The following is a 17,395-nucleotide window of genomic DNA, read 5'->3' on the forward strand; positions in this document are numbered from 1 at the left end:
TTATTCTTTTGGTGCTGCTTGTGGCTGAAGAACAGTGGATACTCGACCACCGCCATTGCCGTCAGCAATAAGTTTTTGCGATGAAATTTGGTAGCGAATTTTGTTACCACGAATTTCACTGTCATCTTGAGACAGTAAGGCTTTATCTACCATGGTCAACTCATCGGCAGCCATTTTGTAATACAGCTCTTTTGCTTCACCGTACAGTGTTTTTCCATCGTCAGTCAGCTGAGAAAAAGTTGCTACATCACCATAGCCTTCTATTTCTTCAATTTGTCCGGTTTTTGCATCACGAATGACGATCAACTTATCAGCGTTGATATTAATGCTGCCCTGTTTCAGCTTTACATCGCCAAGGAAAGTAACTCGGTTACTTTTCATATCTAACTGTTGGCTGTCAGAGTCAATGTACACAGGTTGCTGGCTATCGGTTGATAGAGCAAGAGCCTGACCAGAAGTCAGTAAGCAAGCAATAAGACTAAGGTGTGAGAGTTTCATATCTACCTTGTACATGGTTATAAAGAACAGCCGAATGGTCACCAAAGTTACCTTTCATCGCCTGTCCATTTGTTTCAAATTGCGGACCGTTCAAATCTACTGGATTATCAGCCCAAAAATCACGGTTCTTGAGATGAATGCTCATTCTTGTTGTTGTGAGCTTATCAAAACCAGAATCGTCGAGTAAATTCTTCACGATAACGTCATCATACAGCGTTAAGACGTTATCTTTAGCTAAAATACCGCGCTTTGCTGTGATCTCCCACTCTTGATTGCTTCCTTCTCGATAGATTTTTAATATCGGAGTATCAAAAATGGTATTGCCACTCTTGGCATAGTGATCCAAATGTGTTGATGTGATCACATAACTTCTTACGCCACTCTCGTTGTAAGAGACGTTATCTAAATTGATTCCGCTAAACATCGGTAGTTCCAAATTAGGAGCTACTTGGATGTCAGCCGTTTGTTCTTTGTCGAACAGGTAATAAGCAGACCATGAAGCGACAAACAGAAGTATCGTATAAAGAATACGAGACAAACTCATATACTTAAGCCTTTATGAACGTCCAACTCGTTACGTGCTTGTAGAATCAAATCACACACTTCACGCACTGCGCCACGTCCACCGTTAATTGTTGTTACATAGTTAGCGCGTTTGGCAAGCAGCGGATGCCCGTCAGCAACACAGACTTTAAGCGCTACTTTTTCCATTACTGGCCAATCGATTAAGTCATCACCAATATAGCCTGTATGTTGCGGTTCTATGGCTAATTTTTGGCAAATATCGTTGTACGCTTTCACTTTATCGTCTTGGCCTTGGTAAATAAGTTTTATACCAAGCGCATTCATGCGGTTTTCAACGATTTTTGATTGGCGACCAGTTATGATGGCGACTTCAATTCCCGCATTCATCAGTGATTTTACGCCATAGCCATCACGGGTGTGGAATGTCTTCAGTTCTTCGCCATCATTGCCCATATAGACTAAGCCATCGGAAAACACACCATCGACATCGCAAATTAGCAGTTTTATCTCTTTTGCGATAGCAAGAATAGAAGCGTCAACCTTGCCATAAAGCGTTTCGACAGTCTGAGCCATTACATCACCCCTGCTTTAAGCAAGTCATGCATGTTTAATGCGCCCACCACTTTACCATCTTCCACCAGCATTAAGCCGTTAATGCGCTTTTCCTGCATCAGGTTTAGACCTTCAACAGCCAGCAAGTTTGGTGAAGCCACAGTCGGGTTCTTCGTCATTACTTCACTGATGGTTGCGGTATGGATATCAATGCGTTTATCAAGAATTCGACGTAAATCGCCATCAGTAAAGATGCCGATAAGATGATCGTCTTCATCGGTTACCGCTGTCATTCCTAAGCCTTTCTGGCTGATTTCTAACAGTGCTTCTCTGACCAATGCTGTTGGTTTTACTTTTGGCAGAGCTTCACCGAAATGCATGATGTCGGCCAGTTTCATTAGCAGTTTACGGCCTAAGGCACCACCTGGGTGAGAAAGCGCAAAGTCTTCCGCAGTAAATCCACGAGCCTGCAATAATGCGACAGCTAATGCATCACCCATCACCAAAGTTGCTGTGGTGCTGGATGTCGGAGCTAAACCAAGAGGGCAAGCTTCTTTTGGAACCGTAATTTGTAGATGAATATCAGACAGTTTTGCCATGTTTGACTGAGGGTTACCTGTCATACTGATAATGCGGTTATTTAATCGTTTTAGCACCGGAAACAGAGAGAGAATTTCAGCTGACTCCCCTGAGTTTGATATCGCTAAAACGATGTCACCGTGTTCGATCATACCCAAATCGCCGTGAGATGCTTCTCCGGGATGAACAAAAAATGCTGAAGTGCCAGTACTGGCAAGTGTCGCCGCTATTTTTTTACCAATATGGCCGGATTTACCAATACCCATCACCACAACTTTGCCATTTTTATTGTCCAGCATCATTTCACAGGCGCGGACAAAGTTGTCATTGATGTATTGATCTAGCTGCTGTAATGCTTCGATTTCCGTTGTCAGAACTTGCTGAGCAACACTGCGGTAGTCAAAGTTATTAGACATATTACGCTCCAATTACGCTGCCATATTCATAAATAGATAAGTTTGGTACGCCAGAAAGGTGACACACAGAATCGCGCCTTCAATACGATTTATGCTGCGTGATTTACCCAACGCCATCACCACGAGTAGAAGAGAAACGCCAAGCATGACCCAAAAGTCTCGTCCCATCGCGTGTTCACTCAGGAGTGAAGGGTTCAAAATTCCCGGAATACCCATCACGGCTAAAATATTAAATACGTTTGAACCGACAATGTTGCCAACTGCCATGTCGTCTTCACCTTTTAGAACACCTGCAACAGAAGCGGCAAGTTCTGGAAGGCTGGTACCGACTGCGATAATCGTCAAGCCGATCACAAGATCACTCATTCCAAAGTATTTGGCGATAATTACAGCATTGTCGACCAGTAAACCCGCAGAGATAGGAAGCAGAACCAAACCAATCGCGATCCACATGGCTGCTTTAGGATTACTTACGCCGTCAGGAATTTCAGATTCCTGTTCTTCCAATAGAAGATCGCCATTTTTTTGTTCGTTGCGGCTGATTTTTAGCATTGCGAGAATGAATACGCCGAACAAAACAAACAGCAAAACGCCTTCATAAAAGCCTAGGTGGTTATTCCACATAATCACACCCGCTAACAGAGTCACAGCGATCATCAGAGGGAACTCTCTGCGAAGCACTGGAGAACTGATAGCAAGTGGTTTAATCAATGCTGTAATACCCAAAATCAGGGCGATGTTCGCAATATTGGAACCCAGTACGTTGCCCACGGCGGTATCTGTTTTGCCATCGAGTGCTGCTGTTGCTGAAACCATCATTTCAGGAGCAGAAGAGCCCATGGCCAGAATTGTCATACCGATAACAAGTGGTGAGATTCCGAAGTTGCGTGCTAAAGCTGCAGAACCGAAGACAAGTTTATCGGCACTCCAAACTAAAATAATGAGACCTACAATTAGAAACGCAACAGCTTCGATCATGGTGATTCCTATACTTAATCAGCGACTAAAATGTTTAACCGCCGATTTTGACGCTTTGATAGGGAAAAGGGAAGTCGAAGTTCCAATTTATTGTTTTTAGTCTTGGGCAAATTTGTATACAAATGTAGAGGTAATGAAAAAATGCGCCTACGCTTGATGTAAAACGTAAAGATGGGCCTTTTATCAATAAATTGACCGATAAAACTGGAACTAAAGTCAGATTTTAGTTTCAATGTGGCTGCAATTGAACAGTGCTTTTAATTTGGGATGAATATGCTTATTATGGCCTATCACATGGATGAGAATCTTACAGCAGCGAATAGCCAGTATGTCTGACACTGACTTAGTCACTATAAATAATCTAACCTTTTCCCGATCTAACCGAATCATTTTTGATGACATCAGCCTTCGTGTCCCTAAAGGTAAAATTACCGCCATCATGGGACCATCTGGAATTGGTAAAACGACGCTTTTACGACTTATTGGTGGTCAGCTGTATCCTGAAACAGGGGAGATCTGGTTTGATGGCAGTAATATTCCAGCGTTAAGTCGAAACAAGTTATATAAAGCGCGCAAAAAAATGAGCATGCTTTTTCAGTCTGGTGCTCTGTTTACAGATCTCAACGTATTCGACAACGTCGCTTTTCCTATCCGAGAACACACTGACCTTGATGAGTCTTTGATCCGCACTTTAGTACTTTTGAAGCTTGAAGCTGTAGGACTTCGTGGCGCCGCTTATTTGATGCCTAGTGAACTTTCCGGTGGTATGGCAAGACGAGCAGCACTGGCTCGCGCGATTGCTCTCGATCCTGAACTTATCATGTATGACGAACCTTTTGTTGGTCAGGACCCTATCACTATGGGTGTATTGGTTGAATTGATTCGAAACTTAAACCAAGCACTCGGTGTCACTTCTGTTGTTGTTTCCCATGATGTGCCGGAAGTCATGAGCATTGCAGATTGGGTGTACTTATTGGCAGAAGGTAAAGTGATCGCTCAAGGTACACCACAAGATTTGTATAAGACTGAAGATCCTCGCGTTCAACAATTCTTAAAAGGTGAAGCGGATGGCCCTGTGCCGTTTCGTTATCCTGTTCAACCAATCGAAAAGGATCTTTTCCATGTTGGCTGATTTATTACAACGGGTTAGCCTATTAGGGCGTCGCTTTTTTGCCATTTGTGAATCATTTGGCCGAGCAAGCTTAATGGTTTCTGGGGCGCTGTTTGGGCCTCCTCATCCCATCAAAAATTTTCCTCTTCTCGTTAAACAGCTCTACAGCATTGGTGTCCAATCTTTAGCGATCATTATCGTATCCGGGTTGTTTATTGGTATGGTTCTGAGTCTGCAAGGCTACGTGATCCTTGTTGATTACGGGGCCGAAACCAGCTTAGGGCAAATGGTTGCTCTTTCATTATTACGTGAGCTTGGGCCAGTGGTGACTGCACTTTTATTTGCTGGTCGAGCGGGCTCAGCGCTAACGGCTGAAATCGGATTGATGAAAGCCACAGAACAAATTTCCAGCTTGGAAATGATGGCCGTAGATCCTCTAAAGCGCGTTATTGCGCCAAGATTATGGGCTGGTTTGATTTCTATGCCGCTACTCGCCATGATTTTTATGGCTGTAGGCATATGGGGCGGTCAGTTGGTTGGTGTTGATTGGAAAGGCATCGATCACGGTAGCTTCTGGTCCACAATGCAGGCATCGGTGGAACTGGGTGAAGATATTGGTAACAGTTTGATTAAATGCGTGGTGTTTGCCATCACTGTCACTTGGATCTCACTGTTTAATGGTTATGACGCGGTTCCAACTTCGGAAGGGATCAGTCGAGCAACGACAAGAACTGTTGTGCATTCGTCTCTAGCTGTATTGGGGCTAGACTTTGTATTGACTGCATTGATGTTTGGGAACTAATCATGCAACAGACACGTAAACTAGAATTTTGGGTAGGCAGTTTTGTGCTAGCGGGGATTTGCGCAATTCTGGTAATGATTTTTCAAGTCGCTGACGTGAAGGGGTTGGGAACAAACGATACTTACTCACTCCGAGCAGAGTTTGACAACATTGGTAGCTTAAAAGTCCGAGCACCAGTCAAAGTTGGTGGGGTCGTGGTGGGACGAGTCTCATCCATCGTTTTGAACAAGAATAGCTTACTTCCGGTTGTAACTATGGCTATTGATAGCCAATACAATCAGTTTCCTGACAATTCGAGCTTACACATTTTAACTGCTGGATTGATCGGCGAACAGTACATCAGCCTTATTCCTGGCTTTGTATTTGAAGATGAAGAGATGCTGAAAGATGGCGATCTCATTGAAGATACGAAATCAGCACTCATTTTAGAAGATTTGATTGGTCAGGTGCTGTATAGCGTGGGCGGTTCAGAAAGTAAGGCTAGTAAGGAGTAAACCATGTTGAAACGTTATGTCACCATCTTGTTGGTATTGCTCTTTTCATGGACAGTGAACGCACAAGAAATTGACCGCACTGACCCGTACAAAATGATGAAGCAAGTTGCAGAGCAATCATTTAAGCGTTTGAAAGCAGAGCAACCCAAAATTCAAGACAACCCAGATTACTTAAAAGTGATCGTTGAAGAAGAGCTAATGCCTTACGTCAATGATCAATATGCGGCACTAAAACTGCTTGGTTCAAATTTGAAAGGTGCAAAAAGAGAAGATGTGGGTGAGTTTGTTTCAGCATTCCGTGCTTATTTAGTAACAAACTACGCGCAAGTTTTGACTCAGTACACCAACCAAGAAATCGAGTTTGGTCCAGAGCCTTTGCTTGAAGATGACCGCCGAATTTCGAGCATTAAGGTGGACATCATTGATTCACCTCGTCCAAACATTAAGCTGGAATTTAAGTTACGCAAAGAAAAATCCGGTGATTGGAAAGCGTTCGACATGATAGCCGAAGGCATCAGTTTCCTGACGAGTAAACAATCTGAATGGAATGGCAAAATTCGCCAAGAAGGCATTTTGGCTGTTGCAAAAGAATTGCAGGATTTGTCGAAACAACCGATTCGATTTGAGAGCAAAACCCAATGACGCATCCGCAATGGCAGATGGTTAATTCCGCGATAGCGAAGCTGACCGGAGCGCTGGATCGTGATAAGGTGCCGCTCTTGTGGCAAACGTTGCAGCAATGGCAGCCGGAAAAAGAACAGTTTGAAGTCTCTTTACAGAACGTTGAACGTATTGATTCTGCTGGTATGGTGATGTTGATTCACCTAATAGAGCATGCAAAAAAACGAAATTGCCATATAATGCTCAGCTTTGTGCCAGAAGAGCTGCGCACACTAATTCAGTTGAGCAATATTGAAGAGTTGATGTCTCAACATATACAAATTTCCAACGGGGTGAATTGTGGATAGCACACAACTTAAAGAAATCTTAGATCAAGCGCTCAACCTTCAAGAGATCCATTGTAAAGGTGAAGGTAGCCACTACGAAGTTATCGCTGTGGATGAATGCTTTGAATCAATGAGCCGTGTGAAGAAACAACAGCTAATATACGGCCCATTAATGGAATATATTAAGCGCAACGATGTTCATGCCGTTTCTATTAAAGCGTTCACGCCTGCAGAGTGGGCTCGCGATAAAAAATTGATGTCACTTTAAGGTTAGTGAATGGATAAGTTTCGAGTAATTGGGTCAGACAAGCCGCTACAAGGTGAAGTGACCATTTCTGGTGCTAAAAACGCAGCACTACCAATTTTATTTGCGTCTATTCTGGCAACTGAGCCAGTAGAGGTGGGCAATGTTCCTCACCTGCGTGATATTGATACCACAATGGAACTGCTTAAGCGCTTAGGTGCAAAGGTAGAACGTAATGGTTCAGTTCACGTTGATCCTAGCCAGATAAATCAATTCTGTGCTCCATACGATTTAGTAAAAACAATGCGAGCTTCTATTTGGGCTTTAGGTCCACTGGTTGCTCGTTTTGGTGAAGGTCAGGTATCGCTGCCTGGCGGTTGTGCTATCGGTGCTCGTCCTGTGGATCTTCATATTCACGGTTTAGAGCAACTGGGTGCAACGATTGTTTTAGAAGACGGTTATGTAAAAGCCAGCGTTGATGGCCGCCTTAAAGGTGCACACATTGTAATGGACAAAGTGAGTGTTGGTGCAACGATCACTATCATGTGTGCAGCAACATTAGCCGAAGGTAAAACTATTCTAGATAACGCAGCGCGTGAGCCTGAAATCGTCGATACCGCTAAGTTCTTAAATCAACTTGGTGCGAAAATTTCGGGCGCAGGTACTGACACTATTACTATCGAAGGCGTTGAGTCTCTTGGTGGTGGTAAGCATACCGTTGTGGCAGACCGAATTGAAACCGGTACTTTCCTAGTGGCTGCTGCGGTTTCTAAAGGCAAAATCGTTTGTCGCAAAACCAACGCCAAATTACTGGAAGCAGTTATCGCTAAGCTTGAAGAAGCGGGTGCAGATATCGAAACTGGTGAAGATTGGATCAGCTTGGATATGACAGAACGTGAGTTGAAAGCGGTATCTATTCGTACGGCTCCGCATCCGGGTTTCCCAACTGATATGCAAGCTCAGTTCACCTTGCTTAATATGATGGCAAAAGGTGGCGGCGTGATTACTGAAACCATTTTTGAAAACCGATTTATGCACGTTCCAGAACTTATGCGTATGGGTGCGAAAGCGGAAATCGAAGGTAATACAGTAATTTGCGGTGATGTAGAGTCATTAAGTGGTGCACAAGTGATGGCTACAGATCTACGCGCGTCTGCAAGCTTAGTGATTGCTGGCTGTATTGCTCACGGCGAAACCATTGTTGACCGTATTTACCATATTGATCGTGGTTACGAGCGTATTGAAGATAAGCTTTCGGCACTTGGCGCAAATATTCAGCGCGTGCATGCAGCAAGTTAATTTTTAATTTGGTATATAGGCCGAAGTCTCTTGATTTCGGCTTTTTATTTTGACCTGAGTTTTGATTTTTGTCTGAACTAGGGTTGTAAAGCTCCTTTGGAGAAAACAGATGATTGCATTATTTCGTATCATTGCTGTCGCTATCTTTGCGGTGGTGATGTTTGTATTCGGATGTGGTTACTGCTTGTTAAGCCCGCGTAATCCGAAGCATGTATTCACTTTTGGTCGCATGTTTGCAGCGATGTCGAAAGTGTTTGGCATTAAGTTGGAACTTCGTATTCCAGAAGATGCTTACAAGCGTGGACAGGCTATTTACATTGCGAACCACCAAAACAACTGGGACCTTTTCACTGTGTCGGCAGCAGTGACACCGAAAGTGGTTACTGTAGGTAAGAAAAGCTTAGCGTGGATGCCACTGTTTGGTCAGTTGTACTGGTTGACGGGTAACATTCTGATTGACCGAGCAAACAAAACAAAAGCGAAAGGTACAATCAACCAAGTCGTTGATAGTATTAAAAACAGTGATGTATCAGTGTGGATGTTCCCTGAAGGTACTCGTTCTCGTGGTCGAGGCTTATTACCATTTAAAACCGGCGCTTTCCATGCTGCAATGGGCGCTCAAGTTCCTGTTATTCCTATCGTTTGTAGTTCAACCTATAAGCTACGCTTAAATCGTTGGAATAACGGCCATGTGATTGTTGAAATGCTGCCACCTGTAACAGTAGAAGAATACAAAGATAAGTCAGTACGTGAACTTTCAAATCAGTGTCATGAAGCGATGAAAGTGAAGCTGGAAGAGCTTGATAAAGAAGTCGCTCAGCGCAACGCGAAAAAATAGCGTTTATTCTTTGGGAATAAAAAAGGGTTGCTGAGGCAACCCTTTTTGTTTGTACAATCATACGCTATAGAACAGATCTGATTGCTCAAATCAAATTATTTACGAACGGCAATCGCTTCGATTTCGATACCTACATCTTTTGGTAGGCGGGCCACTTCCACACATGAACGTGCTGGGTAGTGAGCGACGTTGTGCTCGTCAAAGAATTTACCGTAAACTTCGTTCACTGTACCGAAGTCGTTTAGGTCTTTTACGAATACAGTCATTTTCACGATATCGCCAACAGTTAAGCCAGAAGCTTCAACCACAGCTTTTACGTTGTCTAGAGATTGACGCGCTTGGACTGCGATATCGTCAGAAACTTCACCAGTTACTGGGTTTACTGGGATTTGACCAGAAGTTAAAACCATATTGCCAAGGTCAACACCTTGAATGTATGGACCAATTGCCGCTGGAGCAGATTCTGTGTGCAAAACTTTTGTCATGGTTCTTATTCCATTCATTATTCGAATTAAAAAGGTCTGTTTACTTGCGGTGCGATCAACACTCAAATAACAGACCCTAGCAGTTTGCCTTTTATACCCTAGAACGTAAAGCCTTGATTAGTTCTCGCGTTCGGTCACGATTTCGCGGGAGAACACTTTCTCACAGTACTTACATTTCAGGCGAATATCGTTATTTTTTTCGACAATACGGAAGCTGCTTTCTACCGGTTCATTGTGAGAAATACAGTTGCTGTTTGGACAAGCAAACACGCTGTTGATCTTCTCTGGCAGCTCCAGAGCAAGCTTTTTCACCACTTCGTAGTTTTCGATTTGGTTTACCGTTGCGTGTGGAGCGTAAAGTGCAAGCTTGTTCGCTTGTTCTTCGTTGATGAACACGTTTTCAATCTTTAGCAGATCTTTATGCCCAAGAGCAGACGATGGCAAATTTAAACCAATAGTCACTCGCTGCTGGGTATTGTGCATATCAAACAGTTTGAGAACTTTGATGCCCACTTGTGCCGGAATATGGTCTATCACTGTGCCGTTTTTGATGGCTTCGACTTGTAGTTTGGTTTCTTTACTCATGACAGTCTCCGATTACAGTGATTCGTTTAAAACTAGGGCTAACAGTGCTTCACGCGCATAAACACCGTTGTTCGCTTGCTGGAAGAAATAAGCATGAGGTGTTTTATCAACGTCGGTGGTGATTTCGTCAACACGAGGAAGCGGGTGAAGAACCTTCATATTTTCACGGGCATTTTCAAGCATTGAAGCGGTTAGAACGAAAGCTGACTTAATATGTAAGTATTCAGATGGGTCAAAACGTTCTTTCTGTACGCGAGTCATGTACAGGATATCGAGTTCTGGGATCACGCTTTCCATATCACTGTGTAAGCTGTATTCCACACCCGCTTCATCCAGTTCTTCACAGATGTAATCAGGCATTGCTAATGCGTCTGGAGCAACAAAGAAGAAACGGTTGTTATCAAACTTAGCCAAAGCTTGAGCAAGTGAATGCACGGTGCGTCCGTATTTTAAGTCACCGACAAAAGCAACGTTCAGATTGTCTAGTCGACCTTGAGTTTCATACAGAGTAAACAAATCGAGAAGAGTTTGAGTCGGGTGTTGGTTTGAACCGTCGCCAGCATTGATGACCGGAACGCCATTCGAAAACTCAGAAGCTAGACGTGCAGCACCTTCTTGTGGGTGACGCATAACAAACGCATCCACATAAGAGGTAATAATCTGAACGGAATCCGCCAGTGTTTCCCCTTTGTTTGCTAACGAGGTGTTACCGCCATTATCAAAGCCAATGACGCTGCCACCGATACGCTGAATCGCCGTCTCAAATGATAAGCGCGTACGAGTCGACGGCTCAAAGAAACAGCTTGCAACGACTTTGTTTTTTATCAGCTCAGGTTTTGGTTCAGCTTTAAGCTGGCCGGCAGTTTGAACAATCAATTCCAATTCTTGTCTTGAAAGCTCAGAAATGGAGATGATGTGCTTTTTATAAAGCGAGTTAGCCATGATCTTCTTCCCTATCATTTTCTTAAAGTCATAAAAAAGCCCCCCAAGAAGGGAGGCTTTAAAATTCAACAACGGGGGAAAACACTTTGCCCTGTAAGCGTAATTGCTTACCGAAATTTTTAGCTGCACGATAGTCAATATGCATCAATTTCATTGGGTCCCCCTAGACAAATTGCTGGGAATTATACGCTTTGTTTTTAGTGACGCAAGCGATTACGTAATTTATCTCCTCGCTAATCGCCCAGCGTTGCAACCATCACTGCTTTAATGGTGTGCATGCGGTTTTCTGCTTCATCAAACACAATTGAATAGTCGGATTCAAACACATCTTCTGTCACTTCCAAGCCTTTCATACCAAACTTTTCAGCCACTTGCTTACCAATAGTGGTTTCATCGTTATGGAACGCTGGTAAGCAGTGCATGAACTTCACATGTGGGTTACCAGTGGCTTTAATCACATCCATATTGACCTGATAAGGCTTCATTAGAGCGACACGTTCATCCCATGCTTCTGGCGCTTCACCCATAGAGACCCAAACGTCGGTGTAAAGAAAATCACAACCTGTGACGCCCTCAGCAACATTTTCCGTGAGGGTGATTTTTGCGCCGCTCTCTTTGGCTAATTCTTGGCATGTTTGCACCAACTCGGCATCCGGCCAGTACGCTTTTGGTGCAACCAAGCGGATATCCATACCCATTTTCGCCGCGCCAACCATCAGTGAATTACCCATGTTGTTACGGGCATCTCCTAGGTAAGCGAACTTAACTTCGCTGAGTGGTTTGCCGCGAGAGTATTCTTGCATGGTTAAGAAGTCTGCCAGAATTTGAGTTGGGTGAAATTCATCAGTTAAGCCGTTCCAGACTGGTACGCCAGCATATTTACCCAATTCTTCTACTATTTCCTGGCCGAAGCCGCGATATTGAATGCCATCGTACATACGGCCTAATACGCGAGCGGTATCTTTCATCGATTCTTTATCGCCAATTTGCGAGCCTGAAGGGCCAAGGTAGCTGACCTGTGCGCCTTGATCAAAAGCGGCCACTTCAAAGGCACAGCGGGTACGAGTAGAGGCTTTTTCAAAAATGAGCGCGATGTTTTTACCGATTAGTTTTTTTTGCTCAGTGCCCGCTTTTTTTGCTCGTTTTAAATCAGCAGAGAGATCCAGTAAGAATTGGATTTCTTTCTGCGTAAAATCAAGCAGTTTAAGATAATTGCGGTGACGTAAATTGAAAGCCATGACTCAGTCCTTAAATACAAATAACGAGTAGGACTAGTTAAACATAGAAATGCTATAAAAGTGAATAATTATTTTAAATAAAAGGCGAGATGTGCTTAACATCTCGCCAAATGTGCTTATAAATTCTCTTCGGCGAATTCAGCCAAGCGGCTGCGAACGACACCGTTGAGATGGATGTTGGCGCTGCCTTCAAAGTTTTTGAAGCGCTCAACCATATAGGTTAAACCAGATGTAACAGGGGTTAGGTATGGTGAATCGATCTGTGCAAGGTTACCTGAGCATACAATCTTGGTGCCTTCACCACAGCGAGTGATGATGGTTTTGATTTGTGAAGCCGTAAGGTTTTGACACTCATCAAGCAACACAAAGGCGTCTTGTATTGAGCGCCCGCGCATAAAGTTAATCGATTTGAACTGAATATTGGCTTTATCGACAATGTATTTCAAAGAGCCTTCAGTACAGTGGTCGTTCTTATGTAGAGCTTCCAGTGTATCTGTAACGGCTGCCAGCCAAGGCATCATTTTTTCTTCTTCCGTACCCGGAAGGAAACCAATAGACTCACCGATATCTGGTGTGTTACGAGTGACGATGATCTTATCAAACATCTTTTTCTCTACGGTTTGCTCTAGTGCTGCCGCCATCGCGAGCAAGGTTTTACCACTACCGGCAGCACCCGTCAGAATTACCAAATCAATTTCAGGGTCGAGCAGAGCATCTAACGCCATAGCCTGATAGATATTCTTTGGTGTGATATCCCAAGCTTTGCGGTGCATCATGCGCTCTCGGCTCAGGTCTCGCAGGGTAATTTTGTCTTCTGAGATGGTTTCTACTCGCGCAGCAAAATCACTCTCTTCGTCAATCACATATTGGTTGATGTAAGTGGGTTCAAATGGTTCCCGATCGAGTTTGTGGTAGGTTTTGCCTTCGAGTGCATAACTATCTACATTCTCAATGTCATCCCAGAAGTTTCCCGGTCGAGTTTGGAAACCTTTGGTGAGGTACTGGACGTCATCGATCAGTTGGTCAGTACGATAGTCTTCTACATAACGTACGCCAGCGCCTTTGGCACGCAGACGCATGTTGATGTCTTTAGTGATCAGGACAACCGAGCGAGGAGCACGTTTGTTCTGTAAATGGAGTACAGCGTTAAGTATACGGTTGTCGCCTTCTTTGTCGGTGAAAGCTTTCACGCTTTCATGAACGTCATAGTCGGCTAAGATTGAAATGGTGCCGGTCGCACTGCTTTGTTTGGTAAAAGGGATCCCTTCTGATATCTCATCTGGTGTTGCATCGTGAAACAAATTCTCTAACGCACGAATCGCCACACGAGCATCACGCGCAACGTCGCGTTTGCTGTCTTTGATTCGGTCGAGTTCTTCGAGGACGGTCATGGGGATGACCACATCATGTTCTTGGAAGGAGTAAATGGCTAGAGGTTCATGAAGTAGGATATTGGTATCCAGTACAAACAGTTTCCGATCGGTATCGCCCATAAGCGTCTCCTTGCTATCGCATAGCTTGCTATCAGAGGATGTCTGCAGCCAGAGGTCGCAACGAATCGTACGCTTTGGGTAGGCTTTCGATCTATTGCGACTTACTGCAAACCCGAGTTGATACTCACTGTTTTGATAAGCAGACTTTGTGCCAAATTTTCACTCGGTTTTATCTGTTTATCTGAGTTGAGTATAGCAACGTCTTATCTAAGAAATGCCACTGGTTTCTTACAGTTTGATGTCATCTGACATTTGAAGAAAAAATGCTGGGAATCAACGTGACCTGTATCACGCCATCAAGTAAGATTAGCGACCTTTTTCTGCTGCACCCTCCTAAAGCGATCATAATTAGGAGCTGAATTCTCTATGCGGCAGATTTCTACTTATAATTATCCAATCCAAATTGATGAGGTAGTCGATTAATGACTTTTGCTTTGGGGCAACGCTGGATTAGCGATACGGAAAGCGATTTAGGTTTAGGTACCGTCGTAGCAATGGATGCGCGAACTGTTACTCTTATGTTTGCAGCGTCAGAAGAAAACCGAGTGTACGCTCGCAATGACGCTCCGGTAACACGAGTGACATTTAATGTCGGCGACGTTATTGATAGCCAAGAAGGCTGGTCACTCAAAGTTGAGCAAGTGGTTGAAGATCAGGGCTTGCTTACCTACCTCGGAACTCGTGAAGATTCGCAAGAGTCAGGTGTGGCTCTACGTGAAATCTTCCTGAGCAACCAAATTCGATTCAACAAGCCACAAGACAAGTTGTTCGCAGGTCAGATTGATCGCATGGATAACTTCGTGTTGCGCTACCGTTCTTTGACTAACCAATTTCAGCAACACAAGAGCCCAATGCGTGGCTTGTGTGGTATGCGTGCAGGTTTGATTCCTCACCAGCTTTATATTGCTCATGAAGTGGGTCGCCGCTATGCGCCGCGTGTTTTGTTGGCTGATGAGGTGGGTTTGGGTAAAACCATCGAAGCAGGCATGATCATCCACCAACAGGTACTTTCTGGTCGCGCGGAACGCATTCTGATTGTGGTTCCTGAAACACTGCAGCACCAATGGCTGGTAGAGATGATGCGCCGCTTTAACCTGCATTTCTCTATCTTTGATGAAGAGCGTTGCGTTGAAGCTTTCGCGGAAGCTGACAACCCATTCGAAACGCAACAATACGTATTATGTTCGTTGGGCTTTTTACGTAAGAGCCGTCAGCGTTTTGAACAAGCATTAGAAGCTGAGTGGGATTTACTGGTTGTCGATGAAGCGCACCACCTTGAGTGGTCTCAGGATAACCCAAGCCGTGAATATCAGGTAATTGAAGGTTTAGCTGAACGTACACCGGGTGTGCTTCTTCTAACCGCAACACCTGAGCAGCTTGGTCGTGAGAGTCACTTTGCACGTCTACGTCTGCTGGATTCTGACCGTTTTTACGATTATGACGCTTTTGTTCAAGAAGAAGAGCAGTATGCGCCTGTTGCCGATGCGGTAAGCGCACTGCTTTCAGGGCAAAAGCTCAGTGATGAAGCGAAAAACCAAATCACCGAACTGCTATCTGAACAAGACGTAGAACCGCTATTCCGCGTTCTGGAAAGTCAGGCAAGCGATGAAGAGAAAGCTTCTGCCAGCCAAGAGTTGGTTGATAACTTAATGGATCGTCACGGAACGGGGCGTGTTCTGTTTAGAAATACACGTGCAGCGGTGAAAGGTTTCCCAACGCGTAATGTGCATTTGATGCCGATGCAAATTCCATCTCAGTATGAAACGTCTATGCGTGTGTCTGGACTGATTGGCGGCAAGATCACTCCTGAAGCTCGCGCGATGAAAATGCTTTATCCAGAAGAGATCTTCCAAGAGTTTGAAGGTGAGAACTCAAGCTGGTGGCAGTTTGATTCACGTGTGAACTGGCTGATTGAAAAAGTAAAAGAAAAACGCAGCGAGAAGATCCTAGTGATTGCTTCACGCGCGAGTACCGCATTGCAACTAGAGCAAGCGCTTCGTGAACGCGAAGGCATCCGCGCAACGGTATTCCATGAAGGAATGTCGATCATTGAGCGAGATAAAGCGGCTGCGTATTTTGCACAGGAAGAGGGTGGGGCTCAGGTTCTTATCTGTAGCGAAATCGGCTCTGAAGGTCGTAACTTCCAGTTTGCTAGTCAGCTGGTGATGTTTGATCTGCCATTTAACCCTGACTTGCTTGAGCAACGTATTGGTCGTTTGGATCGTATTGGTCAACAGCGCGACATTGATATTTTTGTTCCTTATCTTGAAGGCACATCTCAAGGCATTCTGGCTCGTTGGTACGATGAAGGTCTGAATGCTTTTGCTGAAACTTGTCCGACGGGTCGAGCGGTTTATGATGCATTTGTATCACGCTTAGTTCCTGTGTTGGCTGCTGGTGGCGGTGATGATCTGGAAGAGATCATCGAAGAGTCAGCAAAGATGAACAAAACGCTAAAATCTCAATTAGAGCATGGGCGCGATCGTCTGCTAGAAATGCATTCGAATGGCGGTGAAAAAGCGTTGGAAATCGCAGAGAAGATTGCTTCGACAGACGGTGATACTAACCTAGTGACTTTTGCTTTAAGCCTGTTTGATACCATTGGTTTGAACCAAGATGACCACGGTGAAAATGCGCTTGTTGTGACGCCATCCGAACATATGATGGTGCCAAGCTATCCAGGTTTACCTTACGAGGGCGCGACGATCACTTTTGATCGCGATACTGCTTTGTCGCGTGAAGATATGCACTTTATCAGTTGGGAACACCCAATGATCCAAGGTGGTATTGATCTGCTGATGAGTGAAGGTGTGGGTACGTCTGCGGTATCTCTGCTGAAGAACAAATCTTTGCCAGTAGGTACGATTTTGTTGGAGCTGGTGTACCTAGTGGATGCTCAAGCACCTAAGCGCAGCGGCATTTCTCGTTTCTTACCGCAAACACCGATTCGTATTCTATTGGATGCTCGTGGTAATAACCTTTCAAGCCAAGTTGAGTTTGAAGGCTTTAACCGTCAGTTAAGCCCTGTGAATCGTCATTTGGCGAGCAAACTGGTTAGCAGTGTACAAAACGATGTACATCGCCTGATCACAGCAAGTGAAGTTTTTGCTGTTGAAGAAGTGAAAGCGATTCGTGAACAAGCACAGAAAGAGATGGAGCACAGCTTAAACTCTGAACTAGAGCGTTTGCAGGCGCTGAAAGCGGTCAACCCGAACATTCGTGATGAAGAGATTGAAGTCATAGAGCAGCAAGTTAATGAGCTTTCTGGCTACATCACACAAGCGCAATATCAGCTAGATTCGCTTCGTCTGATTGTGGTTGCACACAACTAAGCAGCATTTTCAGTAGTAAAAAGCTGAGTAGTAAAAC

At 44.3% G+C, this 17,395-nt stretch carries 19 protein-coding genes; 9 read left to right on the forward strand and 10 right to left on the reverse strand.

Annotated features, from left to right (window positions below; all coding sequences use genetic code 11):
• Genes lptA through AAGA51_RS01730 form a run of 5 tightly spaced genes read right to left on the reverse strand, consistent with a single transcriptional unit; the run spans position 1 to position 3,548 of the window.
• Positions 1-498: a lipopolysaccharide transport periplasmic protein LptA gene (gene lptA / locus AAGA51_RS01710; RefSeq protein WP_042485338.1), complete on the reverse strand. Its 498-nt coding sequence runs from the start codon at positions 496-498 to the stop codon at positions 1-3.
• Positions 479-1,042, reverse strand: coding sequence for an LPS export ABC transporter periplasmic protein LptC (gene lptC, locus AAGA51_RS01715; RefSeq protein ID WP_042485343.1), 564 nt, complete (start codon positions 1,040-1,042; stop codon positions 479-481). Before lptC ends, lptA begins: the two co-directional genes overlap by 20 nt.
• Positions 1,039-1,596, reverse strand: a complete 558-nt coding sequence (kdsC, locus tag AAGA51_RS01720) for a 3-deoxy-manno-octulosonate-8-phosphatase KdsC (protein WP_042485347.1) — start codon at positions 1,594-1,596, stop codon at positions 1,039-1,041. The genes lptC and kdsC overlap by 4 nt, the downstream gene beginning before the upstream one ends.
• Entirely contained in the window at positions 1,596-2,570 is a 975-nt protein-coding gene (locus AAGA51_RS01725; RefSeq protein ID WP_042485350.1) for a KpsF/GutQ family sugar-phosphate isomerase, read from the reverse strand. Before AAGA51_RS01725 ends, kdsC begins: the two co-directional genes overlap by 1 nt.
• A 12-nt stretch (positions 2,571-2,582) precedes the next feature.
• Positions 2,583-3,548, reverse strand: coding sequence for a calcium/sodium antiporter (locus AAGA51_RS01730; RefSeq protein ID WP_042485352.1), 966 nt, complete (start codon positions 3,546-3,548; stop codon positions 2,583-2,585).
• Positions 3,549-3,876: 328 nt separating this feature from the next.
• Here AAGA51_RS01730 and mlaF point away from each other — a divergent pair, with 328 nt between their 5' ends.
• The 8 genes from mlaF (at position 3,877) to AAGA51_RS01770 (ending at position 9,283) form a co-directional block, all read left to right on the forward strand.
• Positions 3,877-4,680, forward strand: a complete 804-nt coding sequence (gene mlaF / locus AAGA51_RS01735; RefSeq protein ID WP_042485354.1) for a phospholipid ABC transporter ATP-binding protein MlaF — start codon at positions 3,877-3,879, stop codon at positions 4,678-4,680.
• Positions 4,670-5,461, forward strand: a complete 792-nt coding sequence (gene mlaE / locus AAGA51_RS01740) for a lipid asymmetry maintenance ABC transporter permease subunit MlaE (RefSeq protein WP_042485357.1) — start codon at positions 4,670-4,672, stop codon at positions 5,459-5,461. The genes mlaF and mlaE overlap by 11 nt, the downstream gene beginning before the upstream one ends.
• 2 nt (positions 5,462-5,463) lie before the next feature.
• A complete protein-coding gene (mlaD, locus tag AAGA51_RS01745) occupies positions 5,464-5,955 on the forward strand; it encodes an outer membrane lipid asymmetry maintenance protein MlaD (RefSeq protein ID WP_042485358.1) in 492 nt (163 codons plus the stop codon).
• 3 nt (positions 5,956-5,958) lie between these two features.
• On the forward strand, positions 5,959-6,597 hold the full coding sequence (gene mlaC, locus AAGA51_RS01750; protein ID WP_042485361.1) for a phospholipid-binding protein MlaC: 639 nt from the start codon (positions 5,959-5,961) through the stop codon (positions 6,595-6,597).
• Positions 6,594-6,923 (forward strand): STAS domain-containing protein, encoded by a 330-nt coding sequence (locus tag AAGA51_RS01755; RefSeq protein ID WP_042485362.1) that lies wholly within the window; start codon positions 6,594-6,596, stop codon positions 6,921-6,923. The genes mlaC and AAGA51_RS01755 overlap by 4 nt, the downstream gene beginning before the upstream one ends.
• Positions 6,916-7,170: a BolA family iron metabolism protein IbaG gene (gene ibaG / locus AAGA51_RS01760; RefSeq protein ID WP_042485365.1), complete on the forward strand. Its 255-nt coding sequence runs from the start codon at positions 6,916-6,918 to the stop codon at positions 7,168-7,170. Before AAGA51_RS01755 ends, ibaG begins: the two co-directional genes overlap by 8 nt.
• A gap of 9 nt (positions 7,171-7,179) precedes the next feature.
• Complete coding sequence (gene murA / locus AAGA51_RS01765; protein WP_042485368.1) at positions 7,180-8,445, forward strand: UDP-N-acetylglucosamine 1-carboxyvinyltransferase; 1,266 nt, start codon at positions 7,180-7,182, stop codon at positions 8,443-8,445.
• A 109-nt stretch (positions 8,446-8,554) separates the two neighbouring features.
• Positions 8,555-9,283 carry a 1-acylglycerol-3-phosphate O-acyltransferase gene (locus AAGA51_RS01770; protein WP_042485370.1) on the forward strand — a complete coding sequence of 243 codons (729 nt, stop codon included), beginning with the start codon at positions 8,555-8,557 and terminating at the stop codon, positions 9,281-9,283.
• A gap of 95 nt (positions 9,284-9,378) precedes the next feature.
• On the opposite strand, the gene AAGA51_RS01775 is transcribed toward AAGA51_RS01770, so the two are convergent.
• The 5 genes from AAGA51_RS01775 to AAGA51_RS01795 form a co-directional block, all read right to left on the reverse strand.
• Positions 9,379-9,768: a RidA family protein gene (locus AAGA51_RS01775; protein ID WP_042485372.1), complete on the reverse strand. Its 390-nt coding sequence runs from the start codon at positions 9,766-9,768 to the stop codon at positions 9,379-9,381.
• A gap of 117 nt (positions 9,769-9,885) precedes the next feature.
• On the reverse strand, positions 9,886-10,353 hold the full coding sequence (gene pyrI / locus AAGA51_RS01780) for an aspartate carbamoyltransferase regulatory subunit (RefSeq protein WP_042485375.1): 468 nt from the start codon (positions 10,351-10,353) through the stop codon (positions 9,886-9,888).
• Positions 10,354-10,365: 12 nt separating this feature from the next.
• Positions 10,366-11,295: an aspartate carbamoyltransferase gene (pyrB, locus tag AAGA51_RS01785; protein ID WP_042485378.1), complete on the reverse strand. Its 930-nt coding sequence runs from the start codon at positions 11,293-11,295 to the stop codon at positions 10,366-10,368.
• A gap of 233 nt (positions 11,296-11,528) precedes the next feature.
• On the reverse strand, positions 11,529-12,533 hold the full coding sequence (gene argF, locus AAGA51_RS01790; RefSeq protein WP_042485381.1) for an ornithine carbamoyltransferase: 1,005 nt from the start codon (positions 12,531-12,533) through the stop codon (positions 11,529-11,531).
• A gap of 116 nt (positions 12,534-12,649) precedes the next feature.
• Complete coding sequence (locus AAGA51_RS01795; protein ID WP_042485383.1) at positions 12,650-14,026, reverse strand: PhoH family protein; 1,377 nt, start codon at positions 14,024-14,026, stop codon at positions 12,650-12,652.
• Positions 14,027-14,448: 422 nt separating this feature from the next.
• Here AAGA51_RS01795 and rapA point away from each other — a divergent pair, with 422 nt between their 5' ends.
• Positions 14,449-17,358: an RNA polymerase-associated protein RapA gene (gene rapA, locus AAGA51_RS01800; RefSeq protein WP_042485386.1), complete on the forward strand. Its 2,910-nt coding sequence runs from the start codon at positions 14,449-14,451 to the stop codon at positions 17,356-17,358.
• Positions 17,359-17,395: the final 37 nt, after the last annotated feature.

Origin of the sequence: Vibrio diazotrophicus (assembly GCF_038452265.1) — a bacterium.
Classification (GTDB): Bacteria; Pseudomonadota; Gammaproteobacteria; order Enterobacterales; family Vibrionaceae; genus Vibrio; species Vibrio diazotrophicus.

What these genes read in the sequence shown, in the direction of transcription:
- lptA (WP_042485338.1), bottom strand. Translation starts at nt 498, where the DNA reads ATGAAACTCTCACACCTTAGTCTTATTGCTTGCTTACTGACTTCTGGT.
- lptC (WP_042485343.1), bottom strand. Translation starts at nt 1,042, where the DNA reads ATGAGTTTGTCTCGTATTCTTTATACGATACTTCTGTTTGTCGCTTCA.
- kdsC (WP_042485347.1), bottom strand. Translation starts at nt 1,596, where the DNA reads ATGGCTCAGACTGTCGAAACGCTTTATGGCAAGGTTGACGCTTCTATT.
- AAGA51_RS01725 (WP_042485350.1), bottom strand. Translation starts at nt 2,570, where the DNA reads ATGTCTAATAACTTTGACTACCGCAGTGTTGCTCAGCAAGTTCTGACA.
- AAGA51_RS01730 (WP_042485352.1), bottom strand. Translation starts at nt 3,548, where the DNA reads ATGATCGAAGCTGTTGCGTTTCTAATTGTAGGTCTCATTATTTTAGTT.
- mlaF (WP_042485354.1), top strand. Translation starts at nt 3,877, where the DNA reads ATGTCTGACACTGACTTAGTCACTATAAATAATCTAACCTTTTCCCGA.
- mlaE (WP_042485357.1), top strand. Translation starts at nt 4,670, where the DNA reads ATGTTGGCTGATTTATTACAACGGGTTAGCCTATTAGGGCGTCGCTTT.
- mlaD (WP_042485358.1), top strand. Translation starts at nt 5,464, where the DNA reads ATGCAACAGACACGTAAACTAGAATTTTGGGTAGGCAGTTTTGTGCTA.
- mlaC (WP_042485361.1), top strand. Translation starts at nt 5,959, where the DNA reads ATGTTGAAACGTTATGTCACCATCTTGTTGGTATTGCTCTTTTCATGG.
- AAGA51_RS01755 (WP_042485362.1), top strand. Translation starts at nt 6,594, where the DNA reads ATGACGCATCCGCAATGGCAGATGGTTAATTCCGCGATAGCGAAGCTG.
- murA (WP_042485368.1), top strand. Translation starts at nt 7,180, where the DNA reads ATGGATAAGTTTCGAGTAATTGGGTCAGACAAGCCGCTACAAGGTGAA.
- AAGA51_RS01770 (WP_042485370.1), top strand. Translation starts at nt 8,555, where the DNA reads ATGATTGCATTATTTCGTATCATTGCTGTCGCTATCTTTGCGGTGGTG.
- AAGA51_RS01775 (WP_042485372.1), bottom strand. Translation starts at nt 9,768, where the DNA reads ATGACAAAAGTTTTGCACACAGAATCTGCTCCAGCGGCAATTGGTCCA.
- pyrI (WP_042485375.1), bottom strand. Translation starts at nt 10,353, where the DNA reads ATGAGTAAAGAAACCAAACTACAAGTCGAAGCCATCAAAAACGGCACA.
- pyrB (WP_042485378.1), bottom strand. Translation starts at nt 11,295, where the DNA reads ATGGCTAACTCGCTTTATAAAAAGCACATCATCTCCATTTCTGAGCTT.
- argF (WP_042485381.1), bottom strand. Translation starts at nt 12,533, where the DNA reads ATGGCTTTCAATTTACGTCACCGCAATTATCTTAAACTGCTTGATTTT.
- AAGA51_RS01795 (WP_042485383.1), bottom strand. Translation starts at nt 14,026, where the DNA reads ATGGGCGATACCGATCGGAAACTGTTTGTACTGGATACCAATATCCTA.
- rapA (WP_042485386.1), top strand. Translation starts at nt 14,449, where the DNA reads ATGACTTTTGCTTTGGGGCAACGCTGGATTAGCGATACGGAAAGCGAT.